Source organism: Agrobacterium sp. K11 (genome assembly GCF_059429395.1).
Genome location: NZ_JCAHRB010000011.1, coordinates 76075 through 91431, shown reverse-complemented (window position 1 = coordinate 91431; position 15357 = coordinate 76075). Strand labels below are relative to the sequence as shown.

The 15357-nt window shown below is 57.8% G+C and carries 14 protein-coding genes and 1 tRNA gene; 5 read left to right on the top strand and 10 right to left on the bottom strand.

Annotated elements, in window-relative coordinates:
• Positions 1-23 precede the first annotated feature (23 nt).
• Positions 24-1241 carry a deoxyguanosinetriphosphate triphosphohydrolase gene (locus AC5SEO_RS20295; protein WP_174068393.1) on the bottom strand — a complete coding sequence of 406 codons (1218 nt, stop codon included), beginning with the start codon at positions 1239-1241 and terminating at the stop codon, positions 24-26.
• Positions 1242-1470: 229 nt separating this feature from the next.
• On the opposite strand from AC5SEO_RS20295, the gene erpA reads away from it, so the two are divergent.
• Positions 1471-1803, top strand: a complete 333-nt coding sequence (gene erpA / locus AC5SEO_RS20290; RefSeq protein WP_003515615.1) for an iron-sulfur cluster insertion protein ErpA — start codon at positions 1471-1473, stop codon at positions 1801-1803.
• A 219-nt stretch (positions 1804-2022) separates the two neighbouring features.
• On the top strand, positions 2023-2820 hold the full coding sequence (gene xth, locus AC5SEO_RS20285; RefSeq protein ID WP_097172086.1) for an exodeoxyribonuclease III: 798 nt from the start codon (positions 2023-2025) through the stop codon (positions 2818-2820).
• Between the two features lie 129 nt (positions 2821-2949).
• Here the strand turns inward: xth and exoR are convergent, their stop codons facing one another.
• From exoR to AC5SEO_RS20245, 8 genes are all read right to left on the bottom strand, one after another.
• Positions 2950-3744, bottom strand: a complete 795-nt coding sequence (exoR, locus tag AC5SEO_RS20280; protein WP_003515620.1) for an exopolysaccharide production regulator ExoR — start codon at positions 3742-3744, stop codon at positions 2950-2952.
• Positions 3731-4039: a hypothetical protein gene (locus AC5SEO_RS20275; RefSeq protein ID WP_233283652.1), complete on the bottom strand. Its 309-nt coding sequence runs from the start codon at positions 4037-4039 to the stop codon at positions 3731-3733. The genes exoR and AC5SEO_RS20275 overlap by 14 nt, the downstream gene beginning before the upstream one ends.
• Positions 4040-4308: 269 nt before the next feature.
• Entirely contained in the window at positions 4309-5598 is a 1290-nt protein-coding gene (locus AC5SEO_RS20270; protein ID WP_003515621.1) for an outer membrane protein transport protein, read from the bottom strand.
• A gap of 449 nt (positions 5599-6047) precedes the next feature.
• Positions 6048-8891 carry a valine--tRNA ligase gene (locus AC5SEO_RS20265; RefSeq protein WP_174049524.1) on the bottom strand — a complete coding sequence of 948 codons (2844 nt, stop codon included), beginning with the start codon at positions 8889-8891 and terminating at the stop codon, positions 6048-6050.
• Positions 8892-9085: 194 nt separating this feature from the next.
• Positions 9086-10045 carry a cell division protein PopZ gene (gene popZ, locus AC5SEO_RS20260; protein WP_013636287.1) on the bottom strand — a complete coding sequence of 320 codons (960 nt, stop codon included), beginning with the start codon at positions 10043-10045 and terminating at the stop codon, positions 9086-9088.
• Positions 10046-10400: 355 nt separating this feature from the next.
• Positions 10401-11072, bottom strand: a complete 672-nt coding sequence (locus tag AC5SEO_RS20255) for a protein-L-isoaspartate O-methyltransferase family protein (RefSeq protein WP_495364010.1) — start codon at positions 11070-11072, stop codon at positions 10401-10403.
• 245 nt (positions 11073-11317) lie between these two features.
• A tRNA-Cys gene (locus tag AC5SEO_RS20250) sits at positions 11318-11391 on the bottom strand.
• 240 nt (positions 11392-11631) lie between these two features.
• A complete protein-coding gene (locus tag AC5SEO_RS20245; RefSeq protein WP_003515628.1) occupies positions 11632-11784 on the bottom strand; it encodes a DUF3309 family protein in 153 nt (50 codons plus the stop codon).
• A gap of 697 nt (positions 11785-12481) precedes the next feature.
• Between AC5SEO_RS20245 and AC5SEO_RS20240 the strand changes: the two genes are divergently transcribed.
• Together AC5SEO_RS20240 and AC5SEO_RS20235 are read left to right on the top strand one after the other, a co-directional pair.
• Positions 12482-12763, top strand: a complete 282-nt coding sequence (locus tag AC5SEO_RS20240) for a hypothetical protein (RefSeq protein WP_025593647.1) — start codon at positions 12482-12484, stop codon at positions 12761-12763.
• 83 nt (positions 12764-12846) lie between these two features.
• Complete coding sequence (locus AC5SEO_RS20235) at positions 12847-13092, top strand: DUF982 domain-containing protein (RefSeq protein WP_174068394.1); 246 nt, start codon at positions 12847-12849, stop codon at positions 13090-13092.
• 525 nt (positions 13093-13617) lie between these two features.
• Here AC5SEO_RS20235 and wrbA read toward each other — a convergent pair.
• Positions 13618-14217 carry an NAD(P)H:quinone oxidoreductase type IV gene (gene wrbA, locus AC5SEO_RS20230; RefSeq protein ID WP_174068395.1) on the bottom strand — a complete coding sequence of 200 codons (600 nt, stop codon included), beginning with the start codon at positions 14215-14217 and terminating at the stop codon, positions 13618-13620.
• 277 nt (positions 14218-14494) lie between these two features.
• On the opposite strand from wrbA, the gene AC5SEO_RS20225 reads away from it, so the two are divergent.
• Entirely contained in the window at positions 14495-15286 is a 792-nt protein-coding gene (locus AC5SEO_RS20225; RefSeq protein ID WP_065659320.1) for a competence/damage-inducible protein A, read from the top strand.
• Positions 15287-15357: the final 71 nt, after the last annotated feature.

Below are 15357 nucleotides of genomic sequence, written 5' to 3'. Positions count from 1 at the left end.
TGGCTTCGCGATCGCCCGCTGCCCTATCGCAAATCGGGGGTGTGGTCAAACAGCCGCTGGTGGGCGCGCAGTGCATAACTGTCGGTCATACCAGCCAGATAATCCCCCACATGGCGGGCTTTTGCGGCCTTGCTCATACCGGAAATGCTGTCCACCCAGTAGTGACTCTGCATCTCTGCCGGCACTTCCATATAACGGTGGAAAAGGTCGGTAACGATCTGCGTAGCGCCGGCGCGGATGCGCATGATTTCCGGATGCCGGTAGATATGGGCAAACAGCAGTTTCTTGATCTGCCTGTCGGTTTCAGCCATTTCCGGCGAGAAAGTCGCGACGGTAAAATCGGCGGCGCGGATATCGGCCGCACTCTTCGGTTTCAGCCGGGAAAGATTCTGCTGCGCGACCCCGATTACATCCTCGACCATATGGGTGATCTGGCGGCGCATGATTTCATTGGCGAAGCGTTCCTTGTCGAGTACGGGATATTTCGCACGTACCTCAGCCATCAGCTTGCTGAGGAAAGGCACCTCTTCCAGCATCTCGAAGCTCAGATAACCGGCACGCAGGCCGTCATCGATATCATGGGTATTATAGGCGATGTCGTCGGCAATAGCCGCCATCTGTGCCTCAAGACTGGCATAACTGCCGATTTCCAGATCCTGCAGCTCGCAATATTCGAGGATGGGCAGCGGAACCGGGCCCTTCACGCCCTCGCCCTCGGCATTGACCAGCGGGCCATTGTGCTTCACCAGCCCCTCCAGCGTCTCCCATGTCAGGTTGATGCCGTCATATTCGGCGTAGCGGCGCTCCAGCTTGGTGACGATGCGCAGCGACTGCGCGTTGTGATCGAAGCCGCCATAGGGCAACAACACCGCATCCAGCGCATCCTCACCAGTATGGCCGAACGGCGTGTGGCCGAAATCATGCACCAGAGCCACGCCCTCGGCCAGATCCTCGTCCAGCTTCAGAGCACGTGCGAGTGCGCGGGCAATCTGCGCAACCTCAATCGTGTGGGTGAGCCGGGTGCGGTAATGGTCGCCGTCAGGGCTGATGAAAACCTGCGTCTTGTGTTTAAGCCGGCGAAAGGCAGTGGTGTGGACGATGCGGTCCCGGTCGCGCTGGAACTCCGAGCGCGTCAGGCTCGCCTCCTCGGCAAAAAGACGCCCGCGCGTGGTCCATGGATCAGAGGCGAAAACCGCCCTCTCGCCACTTCCGAAACCCAATGCGCGCTGGTCTATAATCATTCATTCACCTGTACTGTTCTCTGGCCGGGACTTCCTTTGACCCGAAGCCCATGGCCTTTGACCATTGACCTTTTCATCCACCCTTCATACCTATCGCAAAGGTCGGCGCAAAGCATCATCGCTGCAAAGGCCGTTGCGGACATCGCTATAGACCGTTTATTTGACTGGTTTATAATGGTGGCGACAAATCTATTGCTCTCCGGTTCTTGACCCCGGCACGAGGAACGACATGGAAAACAGCGACATTACACTTTCGGAAGCCGCAGCGAAGCGAATCGCCCAGATCGTCGCAGCGGATGCGGGCAAGCAGGCTCTGCGCGTTTCGGTGGAAGGCGGCGGCTGCTCGGGCTTCTCCTACAAGTTCGATCTGGCGGAAGACCCCGCCGATGACGACATCGTGATTGCGCGTGGCGACGCCAAGGTGCTGATCGACAGCCTGTCGGTTGTCTATATGGCCGGCTCTGAAATCGACTTCGTCGACAATCTGCTCGGCCAGTCCTTCCAGATCAAGAACCCGAACGCGGTCGCAAGCTGCGGCTGCGGCACCAGCTTTTCTATTTGATGGTGATATCAAGCGCCAAGCTTGAGATCATTCACGCCTTTCTCTCCGCCCTCGTTCCTGCGCTCGTCACAGGAATGAGGGTTTGGGGAGCTGCGGTGCATCCATAGCTGTTGATCTACCCTGCCCCGGCTATCCACCACATCCTCACCCGCCGTTTCCAAAAACGGTGGTAATCGCTTTTGCATCGGGTAAAAGTAACCTCACAAAAGGGAAACTCCGATGAAGATTGCCACCTGGAACATCAACGGCGTCAAGGCGCGTATCGAAAACCTCTGCCAGTGGTTGAAGGATTCATCGCCCGACATCGTTTGCCTTCAGGAAATCAAGTCGGTTGACGAAGGCTTTCCCCGCCTTGAGCTGGAAGCGCTCGGCTATCACGTCGAGACCCATGGCCAGAAGGGCTTCAACGGCGTCGCCCTTCTGTCGAAGATGAAGCCCGACGAGATCAATCGCGGCCTGCCGGGCGACGATGCCGATGAACAGGCGCGCTTCATCGAGGGCGTGTTCTCCGTTGATGGCGGTGCGATCCGGGTCTGCTCGCTCTACCTGCCGAACGGCAATCCGCCTGACGATCCGGTCAAATATCCCTACAAGCTCGCATGGATGGAGCGGCTGCGCCGCTTTGCCGAAGATCGGCTTGCGCTTGAGGAGCCGCTTATTCTGGCGGGTGACTACAACGTTATCCCCGAACCCTTCGATTGCCACGATCCGCGGGTCTGGGCGGGCGATGCGCTGTTCCTGCCCAAGACGCGCTCGGCATTCCGCAGGCTGGAAAATCTCGGCTTTACCGATGCCGCACGCGCGACGACGGATGAACCCGGACTTTATTCCTTCTGGGATTATCAGGCTGGCGCATGGCCTAAAAATAACGGCATCCGCATCGATCACCTGATGCTGTCGGCGGAAGCGGCCGACAGGCTGCAATCGGTCAGCATCGAAAAACATGTGCGGGCCTGGGAAAAACCGTCCGACCACGTACCGGTCTGCGGTTATTTCAATTTCACGCCGATCAATTGAACGGCGCTCGCCGGGCGAGTTAGAGAATTTCCGGTAAAAGTGCTCCGAAACGACGAATTAGAGCACGGCAAACGATTCCGTTTAAACAGGACGTGCTCTAAGTCGCCTCAGCCACAATAGACATAATTGTCAGTTCGGATCGTCGATCTGCATGTTCTGCGCCAGCGCGATAGCCGCGCGGCGATCGTTTTCACCCGCGAGCGAAAAAGCCTGTTCCTGAAGGGTCTGGATCCAGGTGCAATCCACCGCCGTGCACTTGTCGAGCGCGGCCGTCATGAAGGCGAGTCCCTGCGTCGTCTGGCCTTCCTGGAAAAGCAGATTACCGAAAATCGACATGGCGCCGGCATGGCCGTGCTTGCGTGCCTGATTGAGCCACTTCTTGGCCTGCTGCACATCCGCCCGGCCGCCCTCACCCGCAAGGATCATTTCCGCCAGACGGAACTGGGCCTCAGCCACGCCAAAGGTGGAAGCCACCTGAAAATAGAGCTGGCGGGCCTGCGACAGGTCCATCTTTACCGGAGTGCCGGGAATGCCGTGGCGGTAATAATCGGCAAGAGAAAGCAGCGCGTTGACGAAGAAGCCGGTATCCTCGGAGCCCGGCTCGACGCCCTGGCTGGCAATTTCGCTGTAAATCTTGAAGGCTTCGAAGTCGTTCTTGGCAACTCCATCGCCGAAGGCATACATATTGGCAAGCGCCCAGCGCGAGCCGGTATGGCCCTTTTCGGCCGCATAGCGATAGGCCTCGACGGCTTCGTCCTTGTTACCGTTCTTGTAGGCCTTGAAGCCGAACTTGAACAGGTCGAAGGGCCCGGATTCCTTGGTAACGCCTGCGTTGATGTCAAAAGCCAGCACCGGCATTGCGAGCGACGCAAGCAAAAGGCTCATGATGAGCGGCTTTAGAACATGTGCTTCACATTTCAGCATTTAGGCGAACTTCTCTCACTCTTCCCGGCATATAGCCAATACTTGCGGAATACTGCAAAGCTGAACCCCGCCGGGTCGCGATTTTTCGAACACACTGCGTCTTTCCGGCAGCACTTTCCAGCGCACTGCCGGTGGTCATATGCGGTAATTGCTCCAAATTTTCAGTGAGACAGATATAGGCATAATTTCCGGCAATATAACGGCGTTTGACCGCCTGCCGGTCAGCGCCAAACAAGAAACCCGGATCAAATTCCCGTATTACTTGCTTAAACCCTGAATCCAAACCCGTTTTCACTCTTCGCAACTCCGCAGGCCCACATCAAACGCCTGCATGTTCTTCCATCCCCGCGTCCATAAACAGAAGCCAAGCACCTCGTTTGTGGCGGGAAATGGACAGATATGCCCACATTCCAACGCGGCACCACGCTTGCAGAAAAGTGTTGCCAAATCGTCACAAAACTTTCGGGCTAGAAATTTTTATCGAGCAGGAATCATAGTCGGGAATGAAAAAAGGTCCGGTTGGTAAACCGGACCTTTCTTTTCGTTCAGGTGTGGCGAATGGTGTCAGAACTTGACCTTGACGCCCGTAGAGATCGCAGCCACGAGATCGTTGCCGAAGTCGTAGCCCGCCTCATTGCCGCAGGTGAAGCCCGCACCGCAAGGTCCACCGTTGATGGATGAGCTACCGGAGGTCAGGAGGCCGAGAGCACCGGCAACCTTGAACTCGATATTCTTGTTCGGCGAGTAGACGATCTGCGTGCCCAGCGTCCAGGTGTCGGTCTGGGTGCCGATAACCGTCGATGTACCGCGATCCCAGGTCAGACTTACAGCACCGCTCCACTGCTCGTTGAACTTGTGACCAACGCCGCCGGAGATCGTCCAGCCATCACGATAAAACAGGTCTAGCGTGTTCAGCGTGTCAGCGCCGCTCGGAACGCAGGGGGACGTCCCTACCGCGCAGAAAGGAATGACCTGAATCTGGCTCCAGTCAGTCCACTTCACCGAACCGAAAGCCAGCCAGTCCGGAGCTATGCCGGATTGCACCTTGAGTTCGATGCTGTCTGGCATCGAAACGGAGCCATATATCGGCACCAGCTTGCCGCCGTATTTCGCCAGCGTCGGAGAGATGGACGGCGGCGTCTGCGGAACTCCTCTGACGTCGGCGAAACCGGTCAGGTCATGATCGACGGCGCTGTTATAAACAAGGCTCGCCCGGAAGGCGACCTCGGGGATTTCGTAGGCAACGCCGGCGCGCCAACCCCAACCGTCACCTTCCATCTCAAGTTTGCCGACGCCGCTGAAGCTGGACCAGGCCGGATTGAGGCCAAGAACAGCTGGGCCAAGAACCTGACGGTATTTATAACCGCTGATCTCCTGGTAAAAGCCGCCGCCAATAATCGAGAAGTCGCCCTTGCCAAGATCAAACTTCACACGGCAGGTGGTGGCGTAATTGTGCGACTTTACCTTGGTTTCGATATTGTAGCTCGATCCCTGCCAGATGCCCGGATTGAGGTGCGCGCCCCAAGGCTGCGAATAATCGAACATGCAGTCGCCGAAATCGCCGATTGCCGCCTTGGCGCCGATGCGGGTCGACCAGAAGTTTTCAGAGTCATCTGCGCTCCTTGACCAAGTCGCAGGCAGCGGACCGCTCTTCAGCGGATTGTCACGCGCATTCTCAACCTTGCGCTGTGGCGCAACGAATGTAGCGGAACTGTCGAGAACATAGTCGGACGGGTCGAACAGCAGGTCGATATTGTAGCCACCGCGCTCGAGGCCGCCCGCCAGTGAAGGCGTGACCGCCGCGATGCTGGCTACGAAACATACTGCGCCGCGAAAAAATGCAGTTTTTGCCATCTCTCTCCCCAATCAAGGCAATGTGATCATTGAGAGAGTGAAATGCTTTGCGGCAAATGACAATCTGCCGTGGCGCGGCGCGGTTGCCACCGGATGGCCATTTTTTTACGTAAGTTTTTGATGTTTGGCATCTTACATAATCATTTTAGGCTATTATTCTAATCCAATTAGAAAAAACGACACAAAACGAAACAAACTCCCAATCCGCACCGGAAATGTCGCCAAATAACCACAGTTGGACGTTTCCGAAGAAAATCGCTTATCAGGCCGTTTTTATTGATCTTTTTCGTCTTCCCGCGCGGTTTTGTGCGCCTCGCGGCAGAAATAATCGCGCTGTCACGCAGTGCATGATTCGCCATTGCAACGCAGCAATGAATTGAGCCGGCCCTTACAGAACGCAAAACGCCCCGTTTTCACGGGGCGTTTTGATTTTACACGCAACTGGAACCTTATCCTGCTTCGCTGACCCGCTGCAGGGCGGTTCGAAGACTTGTCAGCTGAACTTCCAGTTCCGCCTTACGCTCGCGCTCGGCGGCCACAACCTCCGGATCGGCATTGGCCACGAATTTTTCGTTCGACAGCTTCTTGTCGATACGTTCCATCTCCGCGTCCACCTTGCCGATCGCCTTTTCGAGACGGGCCTTTTCGGCCGCGAGATCGACCAGGTTGCCGAGCGGCAGGCAGACGGTGGCCTCACCGATGATGATCTGCGCGGAACCTTTTGGCGCCACATCGGCACCACGGATTTCATCGGCACGCGCCAGGCGCCGGATGGCGGCGGCATGGCGGTCCAGCCGCGCTTCTGTCGAGGTATTGGCACCGACCACCACCAGCGATGCGGTGGCGCCCGGCGGCACGTTCATCTCGGCACGCGTCGAGCGGATGCCCGAAACCAGATCGATCAGCCAGTTGATTTCCGCAGCCGCAGCATCGTCGCGGAATTCCGGAGACGGCCAGTCGGTAAGGCAGAGAAGATCAGCCCGCTCCTCGCCCTCGCCCGCCGTATGCGCCCACAGCTCTTCCGTCATGAAAGGCATGAAGGGATGCAGGAGCTTGTAGATCTCATCCAGAACATAGGCCGCGCAGGCCTGCGATTCCGCCTTTGCCGCCTCATCCTCGCCACCGAACACGGGCTTGAGCAGTTCCAGGTACCAGTCGCAGAACTGGTTCCAGACGAAACGGTAGAGGATGCCGGATGCATCGTTGAACCGGAAGTTCTCAAGAGCCGCCGTCACATCGCGCGCGGTGTTGGCAAGCTCGGTCAGGATCCACCGGTTGATCGTCAGCGATGCAGTTTCGGCCAGGAAATGCGGATCGCGCTTTACACCGTTCATTTCGGCAAAACGCGTGGCGTTCCAGAGCTTCGTGCCGAAGTTGCGATAACCGGCGATACGTGCCGGATCGAGTTTCACATCACGACCCTGCGCCGCCATGATGGCGAGCGTGAAGCGCAGCGCATCCGCACCGTATTCGTCGATCAGTTCCAGGGGATCGATGACGTTGCCCTTGGACTTGGACATCTTCTGGCCGTTCTTGTCGCGAACGAGCGCATGGATGTAGACGGTGCTGAACGGCTCGACCGGATTGCCGGCGTCGTCCTTCATGAAATGCAGACCCATCTGCATCATGCGGACGACCCAGAACGGGATGATGTCGAAACCGGTGACAAGCACATTGGTCGGATAATAGCGCGCCAGTTCCGGTGTCTTTTCCGGCCAGCCGAGCGTCGAGAACGGCCACAGCGCCGATGAGAACCAAGTATCGAGAACGTCTTCGTCACGGGTCAGGATCTCACCCGGCTTGAAGTTTTCAAGCTTCTCCTCGACCCAGGCCTTCCACGGACCTTCATGGGCGATATAATGCTGGATAGCGGCCTGAAGCGCCTCTTCCTCGGTCTTTTCAACGAAGACCTGCCCGTCAGGGCCGTACCATGCCGGAATCTGGTGTCCCCACCACAATTGCCGCGAGATACACCAGGGCTGGATATTCTCCATCCACTGAAAATAGGTGTTTTCCCAGTTCTTAGGCACGAAATTGGTGCGGCCTTCGCGAACCGAGGCAATGGCCGGCTGAGCCAGCGTCTTGTTGTCCACCCACCACTGGTCGGTGAGGCGCGGCTCGATCGGCACGCCGCCACGGTCGCCATGCGGCACGACGTGCTTGTGCGGCTCGATCTTGTCGAGCAGGCCGGCTTCCTCGAAGATTTCGACGATGACCTTGCGGGCGAAGAAACGATCCTGTCCTTCCAGGCGGTCCCATGCGCCGTGCAGCGCCGCCGGATGATTGAGGCCCTCGAGGAAATCCTCGTTCTCCTTGATGGAGATCGTGCCATCGATATTCATGACGTTGATGGCGCGCAGACCGCAACGCTTGCCGACCTCGAAATCGTTGAAGTCGTGCGCAGGCGTGATCTTCACGGCGCCAGTTCCGGCCGTCGGATCGGCGTAGTCATCGGCAACGATCGGGATCTTGCGGCCAACGATCGGCAGGATGACATGCTTGCCAATGATGCCCTTGTAGCGCTCGTCTTCCGGGTTCACCGCAACACCGGTATCGCCGAGCATGGTTTCTGGCCGCGTGGTAGCAACAACGATGTAATCGCGCGTTTCGAACTCGGTGGGCTTGCCCTCCTCGTCAAATGCGATCGGGTGCTGATAGGTCACACCCTTTTCCAGCGGATAACGGAAGTGCCAAAGGTTGCCCTTCACTTCCAGCTGTTCGACTTCCATGTCGGAAATCGCGGTCTGCAGCTTCGGGTCCCAGTTGACGAGGCGCTTGTCCTTGTAGATCAGGTTCTGCTTGTAAAGGGTGACGAACACCTCGAGAACGGCCTCGGACAGACCCTCATCCATGGTGAAGCGCTCACGCGACCAGTCGCACGACGCACCGAGGCGCTTCAGCTGGTTGAAGATCAAACCGCCGGATTCGGCTTTCCATTCCCAGACCTTGTCCACGAAGGCCTCACGGCCCATTTCGCGGCGGCCCGGAAGCTGCTGTTCCATCAGCTTGCGCTCGACGACCATCTGCGTGGCGATGCCCGCATGGTCCATGCCCGGCTGCCACAACACGTCCTTGCCGCGCATGCGCTCGAAGCGGACCAATATGTCCTGAAGCGTGTTGTTGAGCGCATGGCCCATATGCAGGGAGCCGGTGACATTCGGCGGCGGGATGACGATTGTGAAGGTTTCCGCGCCCGGTTTAGCGTTGGCGCCGGCACGAAAAGCGTTCGCCTCGTCCCAGGCTTTGGCGATTTTCGGTTCGACGGATGCGGAATCGTAGGTCTTTTCGAGCATTTCCTGACCTGAATTTTAGAGTTCTTGTGTGGATTTTTTTAAATAAGGATGGATGGTCGAGAGTCAACAGAAACCGACCCGTCAGCGACTATGACCCCATAGCGCCTTCATCTTCAACAAAAAAGCCGCCCCGGTGCCGGAGCGGCCTCTGTTTCATTATCTCGCGCATGTTACAAGATGCGGACGAACAGAGCCTAGCGGCGCGAGCCGCGCGCCACACGTTCGATTTCCTCACGCACGAGACGCTCCACCAGGGTCGGCAGATTGTCTTCCAGCCAGTCCTGCAGCATCGGACGCAGCATTTCGGCGGCCATATCCTCGATTGAGCGTCGTTCGACGCCATCGAAAATTTCCGCAAGTTCGCTGAAGGAACGGGCGATCTGCGCACCGGCAGCCTCGGAAATGAGGTTGAGCGACAAACCGCCCTCTTCCTTGGGTTCGGCCAGATCGAATGACGGCATCTCGACAGCAGGTTCCTGCACCGAAATCTCGAAATGATCCTGGGCTACAGGCGTTTCGATGGCGCCACGCAGCGTCAGCTGGTCGAAGCGGTTCTCGAAAGCTGCGCTCTCGACAGCGGCAGCAGCAGCACGATCCTCGGCGGCAAAAGCTGCCGGCTGTTCACTGGTGCTCGCGGCAGCGGCCGCCAACAGCGGCCGCACATCCGTCGGGCGCTGCGGCGCAGGGCGTTCAACCTGTTGCGCAGCCGAAGGCTGCGGTACGCTGGAGGAATGAGCGGCCGGGGCTGCCTGCGCGGGCTCACGCTGCGCCTGGGCGGCAAATGCCTGCGGCCCCATGGCAGCGTTGCGGTCGGCGGCAGCGCGAACGCGGGCGGCAACATCGGCAAGCGACATGCTTTTCTCGGCCGAGATTTCCTGCTGTTCTGGCGTCTGCTTTTCGGAGGCCGCAGAAAAATCCTGCACCGGCCTTGCGCCAAATGCCTGGTTTGCGGCGGGGGGAACGCGCGCCGGCGGGCTGATGGCCTCCGTCACGAAGGACGCTTCGCCTGCGCCATCGTCTTCGTCGTCATAGACAGGCGGCAACTGCCCGGAAAACGCACCGGTAGGCCCGGTCTCGTTGCTTTCGATGATCCGGCGTATGGACGCCAAAATCTCTTCCATGGACGGTTCACGCGCTACGCTTGGCTGAGCCATATCAATCCCCGGTTTCCACTCTCTAGACCGCCTTGCGTCCATACGGACGCCCAAAGGACGCTCCAAAATTTTAAATCTGCACACCGTTCCTGTCGAAAATCGCTTCCGGTTTTCGGGCCGATGGCCTGAAAAGGGGTAGAAATACGCACACCCCGAATCACCCTTAGTCTAGGGCAGCATAGTCAGGAACTAAATCACTGATTCGACAAGTTTCGCCGTGATGCACAGCTTTGTGAGAATGGTCTTTTGGGGCAATTGGGTGGGCGAAGCGGGTCTGCCGGTGCGGCACCCGCAAAAACAAACGCCGGGGCGGAAAGTCCACCCCGGCGTCCAGAACAATGATCGCTTTTAAAGATCAGAAAACGAATTCGGCCGCCTTGGCAAAACCGGGTAGAGGCTTGATCGACGCGTTGAAAGAGGTTGCAGCCGAGGTGCTGTTGCCATCGCGACGGTAAACGGTTGCCTTGGCAGCGTTACCGTATCCGACAACGACAACCAGACGTCCGCCATCGCGCAGCTGGTCGGTCAGTGCCGCCGGCACTTCCTCGACAGAGCCGTTGATGAAAATCAGGTCATAGGGTGCTTCGCCCGCATAACCCTTTTCGAGATCGCCGGTGACAACAGCAACATTGTCATATCCGAGCGAGGCCAGCGTCTCAGTCGCCTCAGCCGCCAGCGTTTCGTCGTATTCGAGCGAAACCACCGAACCGGCGAGCTGGGACAGGATGGCCGCGGTATAACCGGCGCCGCCACCGACTTCCAGCACCACGTCTTCCTTGGTCACCGCCGCAAGCTGCAAAAGCTTCGCCAGCGGCGAGGCCTTCATGACGTAACGGGCCGGGCGACCATCCCGGGCGGGACAGATCTGCAGATCCTCGTCCACATAGGCAATCTGCCGCACACCCGCCGGCACGAAAGCTTCGCGCGGCACGCTCAAAAACGCCTTCAGCACAGAATGCGACGTCACGTCGGTCGTGCGCAACTGGCTGTCGACCATATTGGCGCGTGCGGTTTCGAAATCCATCATATCGTTATCGCCTCAATTTCGCGGATGCCGGTCGGGAAGCCTCGGCCCCAAAAGCTCAAAACGGCACGGGTCTCCCCTCGCCTTTAAACAATCTCATAATTGCCCAAGCCTGCGCTTTCAAGCGCGGTGAGCCCTAAGTGCTGGAAAAAGAGAAATGGCCGGGATTTTTTAGAACGGCAAGAGCAGCCGATGACCGCAAGGTTAGCCAAAGGTTCGAAAAAACAGGTTCTATTCGGTGAAGTTTTTGGAGGCCTCGCCCGGAATTGAACCGGGGTACAAGGATTTGCAGTCCTCTGCGTCACCACTCCGCCACGAGGCCTCACACGCTCATGAATTCGGGCGATGGCGGGCATTTAGAACGAATCCATTATGCGCGCAAGAGGGTTCGTTCCGAATGTGCTGTTTTTTCCGATCCGATGGACAAAGGGCAATAGTCCAGGTCCTAAGCCCTTCGGATTCCGACATTTTTTGTATCTCACTCATATTCCAGAAGAAACGATGCCCGCAGCCGGCGCTTTGCGCGGGTGCGGGCAGTTGCTGCATCTTCAATGCGGATCGATCAGATGCGACCCAGCAGAACAAGAACGAGGACGATGACCAGAACCAGTCCGAGGCCACCCGAGGGACCATAACCGTAATTGTGGTAACCCCAGCTTGGCAAAGCACCGATCAAGAAAAGAATGATGAGGATAACGAGAATGGTGCCGATCATGTTTAGCCCTCCATGAATAATAGGTATGCGCTGTATTTAATGACCAAACATGCAAAAAGTTCCGTTTCCTCCATCCGCTTATGGCGTGGGCCGAGAATGCATCTCCAGCCGATTCAACGGGTTAAACGGCATTTGCGGACAACGCGGCGGGTCGTGCGCGCGCACGGCGGCTGCGATTGGCTACGCACCACGCTCCGGCCCCTTGGTCATCGACCAAGGTAGCGATTTATTCGAGGTAATTTCTCGGTCTATGTATATCGCGTACCGTTCGTCATACTAAATCAAGTCACCCGTTCCCTGAAACTGGCGGGGGACTGGGAGACCTGGTATCACTGGCAGTGCGCCAGGTCTCACCTGTTTCCTTCTTCTCCGGCGATCTTCCCGCGCACGCAAACCGTTCCCCAAACAGGCACACGGACATTTTACCTGCGGCGCTGCACGCCACGCTTGCCTTGCCTCTTTCTCTCCGGTTAGACCCCGGATCGGGAGGGAGAAATGAGAATCATATGTCCGGTTTTGCGAACCTTATCCCGCTTTTCATCTTCGGCCTGCTCGTCTACGCTTTCTTCCGCTGGGTCGCGCGCGACACTCAAAATCCGAGACGCAAGTAGCAGGTGCGAATAGCTCTGCCCTTTATCACTCGCGGGGAACCGTTGCGCCTCCATATCGTTTTCGCAGACGCACTTCGGAGGACAGGATGAAAACGCTCGTATCATTGGCCGCAATCGCGCTTACGCTTGCGGGCTGCGCGACCTCAGGCCCGGCCGCTTATGTCGAACCGATCCCCGGCAGCATCACCTATAAGGGCCAGCCGCGCACCAAGCTGACGAAATCGCCGATCGGCAGTACCTTCAGCCACGAGTTCCGCATCGACGGCAGCACGAGGGCGGTGGAAACCTATCGCATTGCGCCCGATCGCTCGCTCGAACTCATAGACCGCCGCATCATTCGCGATTGGCTGTTCGGACGCGACGACTGACCGCACCGCAAGCCAACCGAAACCAATTGCGCATCCTGCCCGCTTGGTTTAGAGCCGGGCACGATAACCAACACGGATGAGCGATGAACACGCGCTGGCAAAAACCCGTCCTGATCGCGTTCGAAACGCGGGGCGACTATACGAGCATCGAGACCACGCAGGCGGCGTCTTGGGCCATGATCGAGGATTGGCCGATAGAGGACGGCGATGCGTTGGACGCGGCGTTGCTGGTCTGCGCCGCCGTCGATGCCGGCAGGAAAAAGCCGGAGGATGCGCGCAAGGCCTTCATCGCCGCCGCAATCGAGGCTGGCCTCGACATCAAGGCCTGACGGCATCAAGGCCTGACGGCATCAAGACCCGTGGTCGAGAATTAAAATGGCGTCCTGAGGCGAAACAAGTCAGGACAACAGGTTTAAAGGGTAAAAACAGATGGAAGCTTCTGGAAACATGAAAAAAGCCCTGTTCATATTTCTTCTCTCCTGCCTCGCCATCGGCCTTCTCGGTCACCTCGTGGTCGCCTTCGTCGTTACCGGCTGAAGCACCGATGTCCACTCCGTATCATGGCGGAGCGGCAGGGCATTAAAATTTCCTAAATTTCATTCTGCTGTTATGGAACCGCGATAAATCTTTTCCGTTCTCTCTTCGATCAACAAGGAGGATTGAAATGCGTGACGGATTGAATGGTTTTCTCGAAATTTCCATGCTCGGCGTCGTGATTGCAAGCTGCCTTTTCATGGTCAACCTGCCGATCTGACCCGCCTTAAAAATCATTGCCTGCGGTACCGGCAACGTTAGATGCCGGGGTAAGAAAATGCGGCCTTTCGGGCCGCATTTCTTTTTCCAGCAATGTAGGCTCAAGCAGAAAGCTTGGCGGCCAGCTTGGCGACATGTGCGCCCTGATAGCGTGCGGCTTCCAGTTCGATAGGAGAAGGCTGACGCGAGCCGTCGCCATCGGTGATGGTGGAGGCGCCATAAGGCGAGCCGCCCTTGATTTCATCGACGCCCATCTGGCCCTGGAAAGCATAGGGCAGACCGACAACGGCCATGCCGTGGTGCAGGAAGGTGGGGAGGAAACCAAGGATGGTCGATTCCTGACCGCCGTGCTGCGTGGCCGACGAGGTGAAGGCCGAGCCGACCTTGCCGACAAGCTTGCCGCCGAACCACAGACCGCCGGTCTGGTCCCAGAAATTGCGCATCTGTGAGGCAACCGTGCCGAAGCGGGTGCCGGCGCCGACGATGATGGCATCGTATTCTGCCAGTTCGTCAACAGTCGCGATGGGGGCAGCCTGATCGAGCTTGAAGTGTGAGGATTTGGCGACTTCCTCAGGAACCAGTTCCGGAACGCGCTTGACGACAACTTCCGCGCCGGCAGACTTCACGCCTTCGGCAACGGCATATGCCATCGTCTCGATATGGCCGTAAGATGAATAATAAAGCACCAGAACTTTTGTCATTTTCTTTGTATCCTTAGGGTTAATCGTCTCAGGCGTACCAGCCAGAAGCCTTTTTAAGAACGCGATGATCATTAGTGGTGACCCGTTACAAGCATGTGATGCAAAGGTAGCCCAGAGGCCGGTCCCACACCAGCGGTGCATCCGCATACGCACTGTTCGCAATCAGTGAACGAAACGCCGGAACGTCAACCTTTCATAGATAGACATTTTTTCAAAACCGCTTTGCATTCACCGGGCGGCGGACTAACGTCGGACAAAACAGCTGACGAGTACCCCCATGTCCAATCCCTCACCCACCCCATCCGTCGTGACCGCCGCCATGCTCGCCATCGGCGACGAATTGCTGTCGGGACGCACCAAGGACAAGAATATCGGGCACCTCGCGGATGTGCTCACCATGTCCGGAATAGACCTGAAGGAAGTGCGCATCGTCGCCGACGAGGAGCACGCAATCGTCGAAGCGCTGAATGCGCTGCGCGCCCGCTATGATTATGTCTTCACCTCCGGCGGCATCGGCCCGACCCATGACGACATCACCGCTGATGCGGTATCCGTGGCTTTCGGCCTGCCCTGCGAGCACGATCCCGAGGCTTTGCGGATATTGGGTGACATGTACCGTGTGCGCGAGATGGAATTCACCGAAGCGCGCAAGCGCATGGCACGCATGCCAAGGGGGGCAAGCCACATCGCCAATCCCGTCTCGGTCGCCCCCGGCTTCGTCATCGGCAACGTCCACGTCATGGCCGGCGTTCCGCAGGTGTTTCAGGCCATGCTGGACAATGTCATGCCAACGCTGCGCACCGGCGCGAAAGTCATGTCGCAGTCGGTGCGCTCTCCCTATGGCGAAGGTGACATCGGCACGCCGCTGACCGCAATCCAGAAAGCGCACCCGGAAACCAGCATCGGCTCCTACCCGAAATATGACGGACAACGCTTTTCGACGGAGATCGTCGTGCGCGCCCGTGATGCCACCGTCCTGAAAGCGGCGGCGGATGCAGTGGCGACGATGATCGAAACCATTGGTCAGGAAAAAACACTGTCGGCCAGCAAGGGCGATGCAACCGCCTGAGACGGAAGCGGATTGACCAAAATCAAGGTGGCACCCGGCAAAGGCAGCCACTCTCCCAAAAACGACGCGTC

Excerpts from the sequence above, each read along its gene's own strand:
- wrbA (WP_174068395.1), bottom strand. The coding sequence starts at position 14,217 with ATGACAAAAGTTCTGGTGCTTTATTATTCATCTTACGGCCATATCGAG.
- AC5SEO_RS20240 (WP_025593647.1), top strand. The coding sequence starts at position 12,482 with ATGAAAACGCTCGTATCATTGGCCGCAATCGCGCTTACGCTTGCGGGC.
- popZ (WP_013636287.1), bottom strand. The coding sequence starts at position 10,045 with ATGGCTCAGCCAAGCGTAGCGCGTGAACCGTCCATGGAAGAGATTTTG.
- exoR (WP_003515620.1), bottom strand. The coding sequence starts at position 3,744 with ATGCTGAAATGTGAAGCACATGTTCTAAAGCCGCTCATCATGAGCCTT.
- AC5SEO_RS20270 (WP_003515621.1), bottom strand. The coding sequence starts at position 5,598 with ATGGCAAAAACTGCATTTTTTCGCGGCGCAGTATGTTTCGTAGCCAGC.
- erpA (WP_003515615.1), top strand. The coding sequence starts at position 1,471 with ATGGAAAACAGCGACATTACACTTTCGGAAGCCGCAGCGAAGCGAATC.
- AC5SEO_RS20255 (WP_495364010.1), bottom strand. The coding sequence starts at position 11,072 with ATGATGGATTTCGAAACCGCACGCGCCAATATGGTCGACAGCCAGTTG.
- AC5SEO_RS20295 (WP_174068393.1), bottom strand. The coding sequence starts at position 1,241 with ATGATTATAGACCAGCGCGCATTGGGTTTCGGAAGTGGCGAGAGGGCG.
- AC5SEO_RS20265 (WP_174049524.1), bottom strand. The coding sequence starts at position 8,891 with ATGCTCGAAAAGACCTACGATTCCGCATCCGTCGAACCGAAAATCGCC.
- AC5SEO_RS20245 (WP_003515628.1), bottom strand. The coding sequence starts at position 11,784 with ATGATCGGCACCATTCTCGTTATCCTCATCATTCTTTTCTTGATCGGT.
- AC5SEO_RS20225 (WP_065659320.1), top strand. The coding sequence starts at position 14,495 with ATGTCCAATCCCTCACCCACCCCATCCGTCGTGACCGCCGCCATGCTC.
- xth (WP_097172086.1), top strand. The coding sequence starts at position 2,023 with ATGAAGATTGCCACCTGGAACATCAACGGCGTCAAGGCGCGTATCGAA.
- AC5SEO_RS20235 (WP_174068394.1), top strand. The coding sequence starts at position 12,847 with ATGAACACGCGCTGGCAAAAACCCGTCCTGATCGCGTTCGAAACGCGG.